The sequence below is a fragment of the Arthrobacter sp. 10T419 genome (assembly GCF_056394105.1).
On the sequence record NZ_JBFTHF010000006.1, the window covers coordinates 51,813 to 68,584 of the forward strand.

Genomic DNA, 16,772 nt, shown 5'->3' on the forward strand with positions numbered 1-16,772 from the left:
CAATGGCCCTGAGTGCATCCACCACCCTTCCGCACAGCGTTGAGAGCGTCACGGCAGTTTTCGTCAACGAGGACTTCCTGCGCCACACCAGCGAACTCGTCGGAGGAACCCTTGAATCGTTTACCGTCGACGGCGACCCCGCCGGCGCCTTCAACACCACGACGGTCCGCACCATCCCCACGACCCGGATGCCGGACCTGGCCCGTAAGTTCGTCGGTGAGAGCCTGAAGGTGACGCAGCTGGAGAGCTGGGGCGCCCCGGAGGCCGACGGTTCGCGGCAGAGCAACATCTCGCTGAAGGTCGCCGGCGCCCCGCTGGACGTCAACGCCGTGCAGCGCCTCGTGGCCGACGGCGGCAGCACCCGGATCGAGCTGGAGGGAACGGTCACCTCGTCCGTGCCGCTGCTGGGCGGGAAGATCGCCGACGCGGCCGAGCCGATGGTCGGCAAGGCCCTCAACATCCAGTCCACGCAGGCCCAGGCCTGGCTCGAAAGCCACTAGGCGATGGAGCTGCCCGGTGCCCTGGCCGCCGTCCTGATCGTGGCCGGCGTCTGGTCCCTGGCCGTCTGGCCCCAGTTCCTGCGCCGGGTCATGAAGGACCCGCGGGCGCGCGACGCCGGCGGCAAGGCCACCCGCTTCCTCACCGTCCACGTCGTGCTGGTCAGCATTTCGATGCTGCTCGGCGCGGCGACGGCGGCGATCGGGATCACGGGCCTGCTGAACTGACCGGCTCTCCCCCGGCCAACTGGCTCGCAGTTGTTGACGTTATGACTCTTCAAAACGACAACAACTGCGAGCCAGTTGGGTTAACCCCGCGGCGGCGGCGGGGCTAGACTCAGGAAAATGCCTGTCCACTGCCGAAGGGGGATGCCTTGCGGCCCCAGCGCGTGGCCACGTGGGGACTCATCGCCTACGTCGCGGTGCTGGCTGCCGTCGCCCTGTGGCCGCAGCCGGTGGACCGCCCGGTCGCCGGGCTGCTGCGCGCGGCGTTGAGGTGGCTGCACGGCCGAGGCATTCCCGGCTGGGTCGACTACGGCTTTGTGGAGTCCGCCGCCAATGTGCTGCTCTTCGTTCCGCTGGGCGCCCTCGTGGCCTTGATCATCGGCCGTGGCTACTGGTGGGTCGGCGCGGCCGCCGGGCTCCTGATCTCGTGCGCCATCGAACTTGCACAGTTGCTCTTCCTGCCCGGACGCTATCCCACGATGGCCGATGTCCTGGCCAACACCCTGGGGGCCGTCCTCGGCGCCCTGCTCACATTGCTGGTCCGGCGGCGCCGCTGGGCCCCTTGAGGCCCCTGCGGTCCTGGCCGCTTGGGTCCTAAGAGGTACGGACCTAGGAGGTACGGTTCTGGGCCGCGACCGCCTGGCCGAGGGCGTCCTCGGCAGCGACCCATGAGAGCATCGCGCACTTGACCCGAGCGGCGTAGCGGGACACACCTTCAAAGGCCGCTGCGTCGCCCAGGATCTCCGGGTCGGCGGGCACCTTGCCGCGGGAGCGCAGCACCTCGCGGAAGCTGTCGATCACGCTGCGCAGCTCGTCCGGATCCAGTCCCTCGGCGAGGTCGGTCAGCACGGAGGCCGACGCCATCGAGATCGAACAGCCCTCGCCGTCCCAGCGCAGCTCGCTGACCTTTCCGCCTGCCACCGACACCCGCAGCGTGATTTCGTCGCCGCAGACCGGGTTGAGCTGGTGCGACTGGCCGCTGCTGGCCCCTTCGGGCACTCCGGCGCCGGCCAGGCCGCTGCCGTGGCGTGCTTTGGAGTGCTCCAGGATGATCTGTTGGTACAGCTGGTCAAGACTCATGCAGTGCCGTCCTCAGGCTTGAAAGTATCCGCGGACCCCGGCGACGGCGTCGAGGAACGCGTCGACGTCGTCCGTGGTGTTGTACAGGTAGGTGCTGGCCCTCGTGCTCGCGGTGAGTCCGAGCCGGCGGTGCAGCGGCTGGGCGCAGTGGTGGCCCACGCGGACGGCGATCCCGCGGCTGTCCAGGAACTGCCCGACGTCGTGCGCGTGCACTCCGGCGACGTCGAACGCGGCCAGGCCGATCCGTTCCTCCCCCGCCGCCGGGCCCAGCACGCGGATCCCGGGGATGGCCGCGAGGCCTGCCACGAGCCGCTGGCCCAGTTCCGTTTCCCAGGCGTGGATCCGGGCCAGGCCGGTTTCGCTGAGGTAGTTGGCGGCGGCGGCGAGCGCCACGGCCTGGGAGATCTTCTGGGTGCCGGCCTCGAACCGCTGCGGGCTGGGCAGGAACCCGGCGCGCTCCATCGTGACAGTGGTGATCATGGAGCCGCCGGTCAGGAAGGGAGGCATGGCATTGAGCAGTTCCGAGCGCCCGTAGAGTCCGCCTATTCCGGTGGGGCCGAGCATCTTGTGCCCCGAGAAAACGGCGAAGTCCACGTCCAGGGCCTTGACGTCGAGGGGCAGGTGCGGGGCGGACTGGCAGGCGTCCAGCACGACGAGGGCACCGACGGCGCGGGCCAGCGGGACCAGCGTGGACACCGGGTTGATGGTCCCCAGGACGTTGGAGGCGTGGGTGAAGGCCAGCACGCGCGTGCGGCCGCCGATCAGGCGCGCGGCGGCGTCGAGGTCCAGGGCGCCGGCATCGTCGACCGGGATGAACTTCAGTACGGCGCCGGTCCGGTCCGCCAGCTGCTGCCAGGGAATCAGGTTGGCGTGGTGCTCCATCTCGGTGACCACGATCTCGTCGCCGGCGGCCAGCGCGAAGCGGGCAGCTTCCGCCGGGGCGCCGGGCAGGGAGGCGTTCAGGAAGGAGTAGCTGAGCAGGTTCAGGCCCTCGGTGGCGTTGGACGTCCAGATCAGTTCGTCCGGGTCCGCGCCGATGAAGCCCGCCACGGTCTCGCGGGCGTCCTCGAAGGCCTCGGTGGCCTCCACCGCGAGGTAGTGCGCGCCGCGGTGCACCGCGGAGTTCCGCTGTTCGTAGAACTCCTGCTCCGCTTCCAGCACGCTGAGCGGATTCTGTGACGTGGCACCGGAATCCAGGTAGACGAGCGGGTGCCCGTTGACGGACCGGTGCAGGATCGGGAAGTCGTTGCGGATCCGCAGGACCTCCTCGTTGCCCAGCGCCGTGGCTGAGCGGAGGAGATGGGCTGGTGTGGCAACCATGGGCAGTAACTCCTGGATCGGCTTTCGCTGGGGCGTAGCGGGGGCGCCCGGCCGGGCTGGTCCTATTACGTCACGCAGATTAGACCTAATTATCCCACGTTCCGGCGGCGCCCGGTTTCGGCCCGGCCGTTGAGTCGGGCCAAGCGGGCCACAGGGACATCCGTACCGCTGGCGGCACGCCGGATTGTGCTCTGCGGTGAAGCCGGCACATGTCCCGAAACGGTTCCGGAACGTCAAATGCCCCGCCGGGTGCCGTGGCACCCTGGCGGGGCTTTGATCCGAACCGTTGCCTCGCCTACTGGGGCGGGCGCGGTGTCCGTTGCCGCGTCTACGGCAGTTCCCCCAACTTTCCGTGCTGCAGACCGTAAAAAGGGAGCCGGCGGCGGCTGGGGGGAGAGCCTCGGTCTCAGAAGGCTCTGACGCCGCCGGCTCCGTCTTTGGGGTACGGCTGCCGCCTGCGGCACCGTACCGTTCCAATGAAGGAGTTCGGGTGTGGGAGGTGTCTACGCAGCCAGCGTTTCCGGTGGCTGCTGCGGTTGCCCGCGTTCCAATACCGCCCTCTAAATACTAATTTTAGGACTTTTTGAGTCGTTCCCGGGACTGACTTAAGTCAATCGCGGGGGCCGGATCTGCACACGAGTAGGATTTACCCGACTTCTCCCTCTTTCCTGGCTGCGGAACTACTTGGCCATACTCGTCCGGCGTTGGTGTCACTCGCTCGATACGCAGGCCACCGGGGACGCCTGTAACTGCGGGACTGGGCGCCCTCGATGGCTTGGTTACTGTCGGTCTGGAGGCTAGGGCAAATCAAGATCCTTTTGGATTTCCACAAGTTCGCCGCGGCGACTGACGCCGAGCTTCCCGAAGATCCGGTACAGGTGCCCCTCGACGGTCCGCTGGGAAACGGTGAGTTTGGCGGCAATTTCCGCGTTCGTGTCCCCGGCCGTCACCAGCTTCAGGATCTCGGATTCGCGGGCGGTCAACTCGGCACGGTGTTCACCTTGGGCGTTGCTCAATGGACCGGACATGCCGGCCGCGACCATCCGGCGGTGCACCTTGCGCTGCACGGCTGTGAGCTTCCATTTTTCCGGGTCGTTCTCCAGCAGTCGTGCGGCCTGCTGCGCGGCTTCGAGCGCCAGCAGCAGGTGCCCCGCGTTCATGGCCTGGTCGCTGAGCGCCGTAAGCGCCGTCGAATCCGCGGCCGTGACGGCGAGCGCGTAGGCCCGCAGCAGGCGCGCCTCCGGCACGTCGACGGCGCCGCTGCTGGCCGCCAGCGCCGCGGCGGCTGCAGTGTCCCCGCCGCGGAGGGCCAACCGGCGGATGTCGGTCTCGACGGCTCTGAGCCCCTGCTGCTGCGCCTCGTCCGCGAGCCGGCCCAGCTCGCGGCGCGCGTCGTCCGCGTCCCCGCCGGAGGCCTGTTCGGCGGCGGTACAGTAAGCCTCTGCGAGGAGCCGCAGTGTCTCCGGCGCCCGGTAGGCGGCGCTGCGGAAGGCTTGCGCCTGCTCTGCCGCCTCGCCTGGATGCCCGACGGCGGAGGCGGCGTAGGCTGTCACCGCACGGGCGAAGGCGGACAGTTCCCAGGGGTCGGCGATCAGGAGTTCTTCGACGCCGAGCAGCAGCTCCGCCAGGCTTTCCGGGACCCGCCCCTGCCGCAGCCGGGAGTAGCCGCGCATCACGTGCAGCAGTCCGCCGCTGTACACCAGCCGCGGGGCCAGGTTCGAGGAATAGTCGTCCAGGACCGAAGCGAGTTCCTCCCACTCCCCGGCCCGGACCAGGCTCAGGCAGTACCGCGCCAGGACGTCCTCGTGGACGAGGGGAAGCACCAGGCCGTCCTCCTGCACGTCGCGCCAGGCCTCCCGGCCGAGACCCAGTCCCTCCAGCACCCGGCCTTGCGCGGTCCAGACCTCGGCCAGGCGCGACATCGCCGGGATACGGATTTCCGCGTTGGCGTCGGCGGCGGTGATCAGCTCCCGAAGCCTCTCCTGAAGCTCCGTGGTCCTGCCCTCCCAGTCCTCCAGCAAGAGTGCGGTGGCGAGGCCCACGCTTGCCTCCGCCCACGCCGGCTCATCCGGGATGCCGGGAATCGGTTCCCCGGCGCCAGCCTCACGCGGCACATCGACGCCTGCCACCAAGTTCCCGAGCCGGGCAGCCAGGAGTGCGGCGAGATAGGACGCGCGGCCGTACCGCCACGGCTGCGCGGCCTCGAGAAAATCGGTCGCCTCCCCGTGGCGGCCGAGGATATAGCTGGAATAGGCCAGCTGGATCCTGGCCTCCGACATGAACCGGTCCTCCTGGATCGCCCCGGCGGCCCGGATCGCCGTCGCGGCGTCCAGGCCCGCGTTGGCGGCCGTGGCAGCCGCGAGCAGCTCCGGGGACGCTGGTTCCGCGCCGGAATCCAGCGACCAGCGCACCTGGTTCAGGAATGCGTCCGGGTGCACGGCGCCCACCCAGGGAAGGGCCAGGAGGCTGGACCTGAGGCTGACACTCCGGCCCGCAGGGACGCGGCGGCGGATGATTTCGCCGATGAGCGGGCTGGCCGGCCTGACGATGCGGTCCAGGTCCCGCGAGACCGTGATGATTCCGGCCATTTCAAGGGCGTCGACGGCACGGGGGCTGCTGAACCGGAGAATCTGGCCCAGCGACAGGGGCCCGGCCAGGGCGACGATGGCGGCGGCGGTTTTTTCCTCCGCTGACATGGAACGGAGCTGGTGGTCCACCAGATCCGCTGCCGGGACATCGCCGAGGTCCGGCGGGGCCAGGAGGAACCACGTTCCGCGGCGCTTTCCGATCGCGCCCGTGTCCCGAGCATGGTCTATCAGCGACATCAGCATGAACGGATTGCCCGCGGTCATTTTGGCGAACAGTTCGCTCACCCACGGAGACACGTCCGCCCGCAGCACCTGTTCGCAGAGTTGGTGCACCTCACCCCGGCTCAGGGCGGCCAGGTCAAACTTCGAGATGAGGCCGTCGCCCCAGAGCGCCAGGAACTCCTCGGGGACCAGCGGACCAGGCCGGCAGGCGGCGAGCAGCCGCGCCGCGCCGGTGGCGACCGCCTGCGCGATCAGCTGGATAGTCCCCCGGTCCAGGTGTTGGGCGTCGTCGATCACGAACAGCGCGAGGGCCGGCTCGGATCTGAGGCTGGCAGTCACCGCCCCCAGCACGGCCGCATAGGAATCGAGATCGTGGTCCGGCAGGCCCGCCAGGTAGGGCGTCAGCGCTCCGAAGCGGACCGCTGCGAGCGCCGGCGTGGCGGCGAGGCGGATCACCGCTCCCTGCGGCCGAAGCTCCGCCAGCACGGCCTTGATGACGACGGTTTTCCCGGACCCCGCTCCCCCGACAATCAAGGCCCCGGCCCTGCCCTCCTCGCGCAGGCAGTGGATCACGTCCCGGACGACGCCGAATCGGCCGATCAGGGTGGCCGCATCGGTCAGGCCTTCCACAGCGGGCCCCTCGCACCGTCGTCGACCGAGCCCCGCGTGCCGGGTCTGCCCCTGCGCCGGTCAGCCGATGCGGGCGCTGGCCGCCGGTGCCGAGATGACATCCTTCAGCTCCGATCGGCTCGCGACATGGAGTTTTGAGTACACCTGGTAAAGGTGGCCTTCCACCGTGCGGACCGAAACGTGCATCTGTTCCGCGATCTTGCGGTTGGATGTTCCGGCCGCCGCCCGGACAGCCACTTCGCACTCGCGGGCCGTCAGCGTGGAGGTGGTCAGCGAATGCAGGCCGTTTCCGGGGCTTCCGAACCTGTCGTCGAGGGACTGTTCCGTGCGCTGCGAGATGCGGAGCGCGATCCGGTTCCCGGCTTCATTGGCGCAGTAGACCGCCCGCCGGGCCACGTCGCGGGCAAAGAGCGCGTTCCCGGCGGCATCGGCATCCTTGGCCACAGCCAGCAGCTGCTCGCTGGCGCCGTCCTTCACTCCCTCTGCCAGGCGCAGGCACAGCTGGGCGAACTGCCCGGTGACCTGGGCGGCGAGGCCGGCTAGCTTCTGGCAAAGCTGGCGGTCCCCGAGCCGTGCCGCCGCGGACAGGAATAGCAGCCCGGTGGCCGGCGAGCCGGCGTCCGCCTCGCTCGCCGCCTCGGCGAGGAGGGTGCGGATGGCAGCTGCGCGTTGGCCGAGTTCAGCCAGCGCGCAAAGCTCAAAGTAGCGCGTCACCCGGCCAACCAGCCAGGAACCGTGGCGTTGCGGCTGCGCCACTTCGGCGAGCAGCAGGCTGGCTTTTTCCTCGTCGCCGGCGAGCCCTGCCGCATAAGCACAAGCGGCCGTGGCCAGGCCGGACAACCCGTCGGGATCCTGGGTCCGGAGCTGCCACATCCCCGCCTCCAGCCAGGGAATCGCGCTCTCAAGGCGCCCGGCATGAAGATCGATGACACCCTGGCCGATTTCGAACATCCCCCCGAGGCGGGCGTGCGGCTCGGCCGTGCCGGTCGCGGTCGCAATGAAGGCAGACGCCTCCCGGAACTTCGCGGAAAGGAGCAGGAGCAGCAGGAAGCGTCCCCTGATGTCGCGCACGGTGGTGTCTGCCAGCGGGACGGTCGCGGCCGCCGCCATAATCTGCTTGCCCAGCGCCATGGCGCCGAGGACATTTCCGCTGACGGCCATGGTCTCGCAGAGCAGGCTCGCGGTGAGAATGCCTGTTTCGCTGCCCAGTTCGGGGTCAAGATCGGCACGGACTGCCAGAACGTCGTCATAGCGGCCCTCGAAGGCGGCAAGTTTGACTTCGGCGAGGCGCAGCTGCCCGCGGGCCCATTCCAGTTCGGCCGGATCTTCCGCGGGCTGCCCGTAAAGGCGCTCGCGGACCATCCGCAACCTGGCCGGGGCTTCGGCTGCGGTGGCCGCGCTCCGGTGGTCCAGCTCGGCCCGAAGGAGCTGCAGGGCGACCCACTCGGTCAGCGGGTACTCCTCGGCGGCAGAATCATCGAGTCCGTGGAGGATCCGCCGCGCGGACTCGTTGTTGTTGAACGAGATATGGGCCTTCACCGTTTCGACGACCGCCCCGGCGAGCGCCCCGCAACCATCGATTTCGTGGATGAACCTCAGCGCCGAAGTGGGATCCGAGGCGTTGTTGGCCTGGCGTGCGGCCGCCACGGCGGTTTCCGCGCTGATCCGCTCCCCGCAGTCGAGCGCCCAGGCGAGGTCCGTGGCTCCGCCGGCTTTGGCCTGTTCGGTGTCCGACAGCACGGCCGTGAGCCGGCGCCGGAGTTCCGCGCTGCGGCCCGGAGGGACCACGCTGGCGACGATTGACGCGGTGACCGCGTTGGCGACACTGACCATCGGCGGGTGGTCGTGGCTGACCTGGATCAGGGCGCGCTCCTGCAGGTTGTCCATGTCCTGCGGATTGAAGATCCTCATGAGCGTCTGCAGCGGGACGGCGCCGGCGAGCGCCAACAGTTCGAAGACGTCGCGCTGGCCCGGGCTGAGCCGGTTCAGCCGGGCCTTGACGACGTCCCGCACCTCACCGGTCAGCGCGATTGGGCGTCCGTCCAGGATCCACGAGCCGTCCTGCCGGACGACGGTGCCGAGCTTGATCTGCTCCCGGGCCAGCGAATGCAGGAAGAGCGCGTTCCCTCCGCTGGCGGTCCAGAGCGCCCGGGCGGCGGAATGCGAGAAGTGTCCCCCATACTCCTGGTTGAGCGTGGCCGAGGTCTCGGCGAAGTCGAAGGGTTCCAGGTCCACGCGGCGGAGCAGGTCGTCCTTCCAGAGCCCCATGATGTCCCCGCCAACATGGTGCAGGTCCACGCTGGCGGCGAGCAGCGTCACGTGCCCTCCGGCGCTGAGCTGGGCCACCATCATGCAGGACAGGTCATCCAGGTCGTGGGCGTTGTCCACGAACAGGACGACGCCGCGGCCCTGGGCTTTGGTCTGCAGCAGGTGGGTGAGTCCGCGCAGCACCATGAGGGGGTGTTCCAGGTGCGAGGCATCGAGGTCATTGAGGAGTACGCTCAGGGCGCCGTAGGGCAGCTTTGAGGCTATGGAACTCCCGCGGACCTGGACAACCAGGTAGTCATCGCCGAGCTGTTCGAGGGCGCGCTGGGCGATGAAGGACTTCCCGGCCCCGTGTTCGCCCACGAGCACGACGCCGCAGCCTGCTCCTGAGGTCAGGGTTTCGACGATCTCCGAAACAGTCTGTTGTCGGGTGAAGGGTTTATCCTGCCGTCCCTGGGTTGGCCGGTGTATTGCTAAGAGCGCGTCCGTTTTACCGCTGCCAGCAGGCACGCCGGCTTCTTGCTGAAACATGGGAGAGACCTTCGCAATCAATGTTTAACCAGTGATATCTCCACGGTATGGACTACCCCGGGCAAAGGCATCCGTAGGTAGTACTCGATTGCGGTGCGGGTATCGATCCCGGGTCTACGTGGCTGTACTCGGAAACCCCGAGGCGCCCCCGGGCCGCAAACCAAGTAGTCGCCGGCGGTCTACGAGTGCCGCCGGTGTGGTGCGCTCCGGCGAAGCAGGAAACACCTACTCCCCGGCCACCCTTCGAAGTTCGTCGCGTCCGCTGATGTTCAACTTGGCGTAGCTGCGGTACAGGTGGCCCTCAACGGTCCGGACCGAGACCTGCAGTTCCGCGGCGATCTGACGGTCGCTCAGGCCGCGGACGGCCAGCGCCACGATGTCGCGTTCCCGGCGGGTCAGCAGTCCGAGCGTGTCGTCCGGCCCGGCCGGTTCCTGCCCCGGCAGGCTCTCGGCACGATCGCGGCAGCGCTGCTGCTGCGACACTGCCATCCGCTCCCGCAGCGTGTCGCCGGCGGCGTGGTAGGCGCTCGCGGCGGCGCCGTACGCCAGGCCCGCGAAGCCCCAAAGTTCGGCTTCCTCGCAGCTCTTGGCGGCGTCAATCAGCTGCGCGGGCTGCTCCGTGCCGAGCGCCTCGGCGTAGCCGCAGACGGCCGCGGCCCGGCGGCCCTCCAGTACCGGCTTGAGCTCCCGCAGCCGCACGGCGGCATCCGTATCGCCGAGGGCCAGCCTGAAGGCCAGGGCGTCGAACTCCAGTCCCACGGTGTCGCCGGCGCCGTCGGGCCTGCCCAGTTTTTCCAGCTCCTCCGCCGCGCGACGGTGGCCGCCCAGCCTGGCTTTGCCGTACACCACTGCCATCTCGGAGAGCGTCCGCAGGTACCTGGAGACAGCCGGCCGGGCGGATTCGTAGTCCGCCAGCAACCCTGCGGCTTTCTCCGTGGCGCCGATCTCGGCAGCGGCGGCGAAGGCCATGGCCGCCGTCAGGGAAAACAGTTGCTGGGGATCCGCGACCCGCAGGGCCTCAAGCGCCGCACGCAGCGTCCGTTTGGCCTCCGCCGCCTTGCCTTGGTAGAGCAGGATGATGCCGGTGGCCGCGTGCACCCCGCCGCCGAACGAGATCAGGCTTGGTCCAAAGGCCGCCACGAACCCTCCAAGCAGGCTTTCCGCCGCGGTCCAGTCCCCTGCGTGGATAGCCGCTGTGACGGCGCGGACCACCAGGAAGTCGGAGAGGAAATACAGTTCGCCGTGGTCGGCCCCGGCTGCTTCCAAGGCTGCCGTGGCCGCCGCGAAGGCGCTGTCAGGTTTGCCCTGAACCAGCAGCTGCTCCGACTGGAGCGCCAGGCTGAAGGCCCTGTCAAGATTGTTGGCGGCTGGCGGCCGGTCATCGTCGCCGCCGGAAACACTGCCGCCGGTTTCACGGTCCGGGGCTCCGGCGGCCGCCGCGCCCTCGCCGTAGCCCGCGAGTGCCAGGACCATGCTGCGGATGGTCCGCACCCGGTCGCGGGTGGCGGTAAGGATGCTGTCGGCGTCGCCGGGGTTCTCCGCGGCGAGTCGCTCGCCGGCGCGCAGCAGTGCGTCAGCGCGCTTAATGATGTCGGCCGGGGAATGGCCCAGCGCGGAGAGGACCGCCGCCCACAGCAGGGACCCGGTGAGCAGGCTCGTCACCGTGCGTCCCTTGGCGAAATCCGCCTCCAGGATGTCCCGGGCAGAGGCATGGTTGGAGGTGTTGTAGTGCGTGCGTGCTATCACCGACCGCGCCGCGATCTGCAGCTCCGGGTCCTTGACCTGGGACGCGGCCTTGCGGGCGAGGTCGTCCTCGAAGAGCCTGCTGGCGAGCACCGCGGCCCGGAGCAGCTGCCGGTCCTCGACCTCGACGCCGCATTCCATCGACCAGCTGACGTGCCGGAGGAGGCCCTCGGCCGACGCCGGTTCCCGGTCCATCAGCCGCAGCAGGCTCTGCCGGAGCTGGAGGCTGCGTGCCGGGGAGATCAGGTTCCGGAGAGTGTCGCCGTAGACCGAATGCCACAGCCGCAGTTCAGGCTGGGGGGCGTCCGAAACCCGGACCAGCTCCTCTTCGATCAGCCCCGCCACGGTGGCTTCGTCCACCAAGGCTTCAATCAGCGTCCGGGACACCGGCTCGGCCAGCGCCACAAGGTTCAGGGCCTTGCGTTCGTCGGCCGAGCGCCGGAGCAGTTGGCGCCGGACGACGTCGGTCAGCCGTTCCCCGTGGCTGTTCAGCGGGCGGGTGAGCAGCCACACCCCGTTGCGCTGGAGCAACGTACCGTCATTCTTCGCGTCGTCGACCAGGCAGCTGAGCAGCAGCGGGTTGCCGGCGGACGCCTCCCAGAGCATCTCGGCGACGCTGGGCAGGACCTGGGGACCCAGCTGGTGCACCAGGATTTCGGTCGTTTGCTCCCGGGTGAGCGGGCGCAGGTCGTGACGTTCGGCAATGCCCTCGAACCAAAGCTGGAGGAGCGGCTCCGGCAGTCCCGGGCGGGCCGCCGCGCTGACGAGCAGTTTTGCCCAGCCGGCGGCGGCGAGTTCCACGAGGACACCGGCCGTCGCCTCATCCAGGTCATGGGCGTCGTCGACAATCAGCAGGAGAGGTTTCTGGGTCGCCCGCCGCTGCCCCTCGAGGTAGCTCCAGAAGATCCGCAAAACGGCCAGCTGGGAGGTGGCGTCCTCGACGGGCAAGTCGACGATGAACGGCGCCAGGACGCCGTACGGCACGTGGCTCAGGGCCGGGCTGCCGTGCAGGCGCACCGGCGTCACCTCGCCGCTGAGTTTGGCCGCGACGGCCTCCATCACCGTTGACTTGCCGATCCCGTGGTCCCCGAGCAGCAGCACGGCGACCCGCGTGCCGCCTTGGAGTGCCTCCACCGCGGAGCTTACGTCCTCCGAGCGCCCCGTCAGGACGCGGTTCTCCTCCTCCACAGGCGCTTCCGCCCGGGCCCTAGATGAGTCCAAGCAGATCACTCCGCGAGGACACCCCGAGTTTCGTGAATACCTGGTACAAGTGCCCCTCCACCGTTCGAACCGAAATACCCACTTCCAGGGCAATGTCCTTGTTGGAAACTCCATTCCCGGCGAGGGCCGCAATTTGCCGCTCCCGCTCCGTCAGCAGGGGCCCCTTGGTCCGGGGAACGATTGGCAGCGCCGGCACCGATTCGGACAGGACCTCCAGCATGTTGTGCGCCGCAGTCGCGGTCCCCGCCAGCCCGGCCGCCTTGGCAAAGTCGAACGCGAGCGCCGCGCACCTGGCCTGGACGGCGTCGAGCTCCAGCGCGGCCGCCTGTCCGGCGGCCTCGAGCATCACGACGGCGTCCTTCTTCCGGCTTCCGACCGCCACCACCCGGGACAGCTCCGCGAGCGGGCCCTGCCGGAGCGCTGCGATGTCTTCCATGAACTGGAAGTCCTTGACGCTGCCGTTGACCGTGGCGCCCAGCATGCAGATCCCGGCCAGGGTGTAGCGGCCGTTGCGGAAGTGCCGCTCGGCGGCGTGAACCAGCCGGTCTTTCGCTTCGGGGTCGCCCAGCCACCGGGAGGCCATATCCATGCAGAACTCGGTCGAACTGCTGACCACGAAGCGTGCCGGCCCGTCGGCGGAGCGTGCGCGGTCCAGGTAGACGGTGGCCTGCACTGAATTGCCCATCTGCGCGTACGCAAAGGCCGTTGCGGCGTAGGCCTGCCGCAGCGCATGCAGGCTGGTCCTGACTTCAAGCTGGGCGATCGCGGCCAGCAGCGGGTCAAGGGCCAGGTAGCCCCGGCCCGCGTACACATAGGCGAGCCCGACGGCGAGGTCGGTGGCGGCGCTGCCGGAATGCAGGCCGTGCCCGGCACGCCCGCTGGCGTCCTTGAGCATGTCGATGCTTTGGCGCCACTGGCCCGAGAGCAGCAGGACGTTGAAGGCCCGCCAGGCGAAGTTCTCGCGGATCCGCGGGACGTTGGACCAGTCGCCCAGCTTCCCGCCGATCTCGCGCATCAGCTGGCGGGCCTCGAGTTCCTTGCCCGTCACGCAGAGGGCTTCCATCAGGATGATCGAGGTCCGGAGCCGGTGCACCGGGTCCAGCGCGTCGGCGTCGGCGGCCGTGGCGGCGGCGCGGAGCCGGTCCATCATCGGCTCGTAGTCGCCGATAAAGGACAGGTAATTGAACTCGCACAGGTCCAGGCACAGGCCGGCGCGGGCCAGTGCTTCAGCGCCGGCCGGCGGGTCGCCCTGCCGGAATTCCTGCAGCCGCAGCCGGGCCTGCCGGATAAGCTCCGGCACCTTCCCGCTGCGGTCCTCCAGCCACGCCATGCAATCGGCCTTGGCCGCAACCAGCTCGGCGAAGGTCTCCGGCTCCAGCCCGTTGATCTGTGCCTCGGAAATGTCGTCGAGCGCGGACATCGCTTGCAGGGGAAGCCCCAGCTGCAGGTACGCGGCGGCCTTCTGCAGTTGCCCGGCGGGCCATTCGCCGTCGCCGGAGCTGATGCTGCCGGCGCACTTGAGCGCGAACTTCGGGTCGAAGAGGCGGACAGCGGCCTGGGCCGCCGCCAGCGCGTGGGCCGGCGCCAGCTCGGCGTGGCAGTCGTGCGTCCAGGCCGCGTAGGCCAGCAGGTCCTCGACGGTCAGTTCCGCCAGTTCATGTTCCTGGTGGCCGGGAACCTTGTCGCGCAGCTCCAGCCGGCGCTCGACACTCAGCCAGTTCCGGACGATGTCGCCCAGATACCGGTCCCCGAGCGTTACGAGGTGCTGGTCGGTGCGGTCGACGACGATCTGCCCGGCATCCTCCATGTCAGCGATGAGTCCCGGGCCGTACATCCGGGCAAGCCGGGACAGGGACATGCAGCGTGCGCAGGAAAGCACCTCGATCACTTCCCGCGCCTCCGGCGATTCCCTGGCGTACCGGGCCCTGACGATGTCCTCCAGCGCCGTCTTCCCGTCCAGCACGACCTCGTCCACCAGCGTCCACACGGAGCCGGACAGCACCAGATTGCCGCGTTCGATCTGCTCCGACACGACGGCCTGCAGGAGCGTGGGGCTGCCGCCGACGAGTTCGTGCATCTGGCTTGCCAGGGCGGTTGAGACCCGGTGCCCGAGCGCAGCCTGGAGCACTTCCCGGGTTTCGATCTCGGTCATGGTGTCGAGCCGGACCTCGGCGAGCTGGCCGGAGGTGATGAGCCAGTAGAAGTCGGGCGGCAGGTCGGTGGCGCGCTGTGCGGTGGCGACGAGCCTGGCCGTTCCGGTTTGCAGCAGGTTCAGCAGCACCCCGGTGCTTTGTTCGTCGAGGGAGCCCGCATTGTCCAGCAGGATCACGCACTTTCGGCCGGCGGCGTCGTTGCGGATCAGCGAGGTGATGCCGTGCAGGATCGCGGTGGGCGATCCGAGGGCGCTTTGCGGGAGCCGGGCCAGGGTGAATGCGAGGCATCCGTAGGGCGTGGCGGAGCCGGACCCGGAACTTCGGAGCTGGAGTGTAAAGACGTCCGGACCGAAGCCGGCGAGGGCACTGCGTCCGACGAGGGATTTGCCGACTCCCCGGTCCCCCGTGATGACCACACCCATGCTGTCGGGCGCGGTCAGGGCGGCCCGCACGCGGTCGGCATCGGCGCCGCGTGCCAGACCGGACCACGCGTGTCTATTCACCGGCCCCGCGGCCTCTTGAACTTCGGCCGGTGCCAATGCAGTGGAAACATTCCCCCAGCCCAGTGAATCCCTCGACATCTAGTTTCCTTCGTACCGCTGTGCGGACGGCAAACCTGAAACCGTCCGCCTAGAAGTAGCGTAACCCTATCCCCCGACAAGTAGACAGATCATAACGGCAAGCCGGGACGCTTGGAAAGGAAGACCGGCCCTTGAGACGGGGCGGGTGTCACTGGGCTCCCGCCGCCGGGGCAGGGCGAGGGCGGCTACTCGGCTTTCGCGGGGTGGAACTTTTGTTGGGCAGACTGGAGTCCGTCACGGACCAGTGCCTCCACCGCGTCGGCAGCCGCGTCGATCAGGAACGGGAGTTCCTTCTTCTCCGGCGCGGCGAAGTCCCGCAGCACGAAATCGGCGGTGTCCATCCGGCCGGGCGGCCGGCCCACGCCCACGCGGACCCGCAGGTAGTCCTTCGTGGCCAGCGCCTTGGAGATATCGCGCAGGCCGTTGTGGCCGCCCTCGCCGCCGCCGATCTTGAGCTTGACGGTGTTGAAAGGAATGTCGATCTCGTCGTGGACGGCAATGACGCGGGCGGGCTCGATGTCGTAGAACTTCGCCAGCGCGGAGACCGGCCCGCCGGAGACATTCATGTAGCTCAGGGGCTTGGCGAGCACCACGCGGGGACCGCCGATACCGAGCCGGCCCTCGAGGACCTGGGCGCGGGATTTGTGCGACTTGAAGCCGCCGCCGACCCGGTGCGCGAGTTCATCGAGCACCATCTGACCCACGTTATGCCGGTTGTGGGCGTATTCGGCACCCGGGTTGCCGAGGCCTACGATCAGCCAGCTGTCAGTCATGGATCAATCCTTCTTGGGGCGTCGGGCCAGGTGCGGCGGGGGGCGGAGACGACGGCGGCCGGGCCCCGTCGGGACCCGGCCACCTGAGAATGCGCCGGAATTACTCGGCGGCAGCCTCGGAGGACTCTGCGGCTTCGGCGGCCGGAGCAGCCTCTTCCGTGGTCTCTTCTTCCTCGACGATTTCGACGGCTTCGGAGATGTTGACAACCAGGGCGTCGGCGTCTGCCAGCAGGAGGGTGCCCTTCGGCAGCACGAGGTCGGACGCGTGGATGTGCTCGCCGGCGCCGCGGCCTTCGATGCTGACCTCGACGGCGGTCGGCAGGTGGGTTGCCTCGGCCTCGAGCGAGACGGTGGTCATCTCGAGGTTGTGGACGTTGCCCGGGGCAACGTCGCCGGTGACGTGAACGGGGACGTCAACGGTGACCTTCTCGCCCTTGCGGACGGTCAGCAGGTCGAGGTGCTCGATGATCTGCTTGATCGGGTTGCGCTGGATGTCCTTGACCAAGGCGAGGTGCTCTTCGCCGTTGATGTCCAGGGACAGCAGGGCGTTGGCGGTGCGGACGGCCAGGGTGGTGGCCTTGGCCGGCAGGGTGATGTGGATCGGCTCTGCACCGTGGCCGTAGATGACGGCCGGGATCAGGTTGGCCATGCGGGCGCGGCGGGCGAAGCCCTTGCCGAATTCGGTGCGGACTTCTGCTGCGAGCTTCTGCTCAGACATGGATATCTCCTCTGGGACGAACGGTGTTCAGCAAGGGCGGAGGTCTGTCAGCGACCTTCAACGCCGGGCGGCCGGGCCGCCCTTCAGAAGGGAGATTCAGACCCAGTCGATTACGGAGACCAGCAGTACAGCCAACCGTGCACATTTTCCGTGCAAGCGGTTTACCGGTGCTCTCCCTCGCCAAGGTATCGGAACGAGTTTAGCAGTGCCGGGCCCCGTTTAGCG

The 16,772-nt window shown here is 68.8% G+C and carries 11 protein-coding genes; 3 read left to right on the forward strand and 8 right to left on the reverse strand.

Annotated features, from left to right (window positions below; genetic code table 11):
* Window positions 1-2 precede the first annotated feature (2 nt).
* The 3 genes from AC1DBD_RS11550 to AC1DBD_RS11560 all read left to right on the forward strand — a co-directional run bounded on the left by AC1DBD_RS11550 (window position 3) and on the right by AC1DBD_RS11560 (window position 1,288).
* Window positions 3-500, forward strand: a complete 498-nt coding sequence (locus AC1DBD_RS11550; RefSeq protein ID WP_476909336.1) for a DUF2505 domain-containing protein — start codon at window positions 3-5, stop codon at window positions 498-500.
* 3 nt (window positions 501-503) lie between these two features.
* Window positions 504-725: an SCO4848 family membrane protein gene (locus AC1DBD_RS11555; RefSeq protein WP_441418438.1), complete on the forward strand. Its 222-nt coding sequence runs from the start codon at window positions 504-506 to the stop codon at window positions 723-725.
* A gap of 146 nt (window positions 726-871) precedes the next feature.
* A complete protein-coding gene (locus AC1DBD_RS11560; protein ID WP_441418439.1) occupies window positions 872-1,288 on the forward strand; it encodes a VanZ family protein in 417 nt (138 codons plus the stop codon).
* Window positions 1,289-1,331: 43 nt separating this feature from the next.
* On the opposite strand, the gene sufU is transcribed toward AC1DBD_RS11560, so the two are convergent.
* The 8 genes from sufU to AC1DBD_RS11600 form a co-directional block, all read right to left on the reverse strand.
* The gene (gene sufU / locus AC1DBD_RS11565; protein WP_441418440.1) at window positions 1,332-1,802 is read right to left on the reverse strand and encodes a Fe-S cluster assembly sulfur transfer protein SufU; all 471 of its coding nucleotides are present in this window, start codon (window positions 1,800-1,802) and stop codon (window positions 1,332-1,334) included.
* Between the two features lie 12 nt (window positions 1,803-1,814).
* Window positions 1,815-3,128, reverse strand: a complete 1,314-nt coding sequence (locus AC1DBD_RS11570; protein ID WP_441418564.1) for a SufS family cysteine desulfurase — start codon at window positions 3,126-3,128, stop codon at window positions 1,815-1,817.
* Between the two features lie 791 nt (window positions 3,129-3,919).
* A complete protein-coding gene (locus AC1DBD_RS11575) occupies window positions 3,920-6,562 on the reverse strand; it encodes a LuxR C-terminal-related transcriptional regulator (RefSeq protein WP_476982149.1) in 2,643 nt (880 codons plus the stop codon).
* A gap of 60 nt (window positions 6,563-6,622) precedes the next feature.
* Entirely contained in the window at window positions 6,623-9,358 is a 2,736-nt protein-coding gene (locus tag AC1DBD_RS11580) for a helix-turn-helix transcriptional regulator (RefSeq protein ID WP_476893224.1), read from the reverse strand.
* Window positions 9,359-9,583: 225 nt separating this feature from the next.
* Window positions 9,584-12,289, reverse strand: a complete 2,706-nt coding sequence (locus AC1DBD_RS11585; RefSeq protein ID WP_476982150.1) for a helix-turn-helix transcriptional regulator — start codon at window positions 12,287-12,289, stop codon at window positions 9,584-9,586.
* Window positions 12,290-12,308: 19 nt separating this feature from the next.
* Window positions 12,309-14,978 (reverse strand): helix-turn-helix transcriptional regulator, encoded by a 2,670-nt coding sequence (locus AC1DBD_RS11590; protein ID WP_476909341.1) that lies wholly within the window; start codon window positions 14,976-14,978, stop codon window positions 12,309-12,311.
* 263 nt (window positions 14,979-15,241) lie between these two features.
* Window positions 15,242-15,829, reverse strand: a complete 588-nt coding sequence (gene pth, locus AC1DBD_RS11595) for an aminoacyl-tRNA hydrolase (RefSeq protein ID WP_441418445.1) — start codon at window positions 15,827-15,829, stop codon at window positions 15,242-15,244.
* A gap of 100 nt (window positions 15,830-15,929) precedes the next feature.
* Window positions 15,930-16,547 (reverse strand): 50S ribosomal protein L25/general stress protein Ctc, encoded by a 618-nt coding sequence (locus tag AC1DBD_RS11600; protein ID WP_476893227.1) that lies wholly within the window; start codon window positions 16,545-16,547, stop codon window positions 15,930-15,932.
* Between the last annotated feature and the right edge of the window lie 225 nt (window positions 16,548-16,772).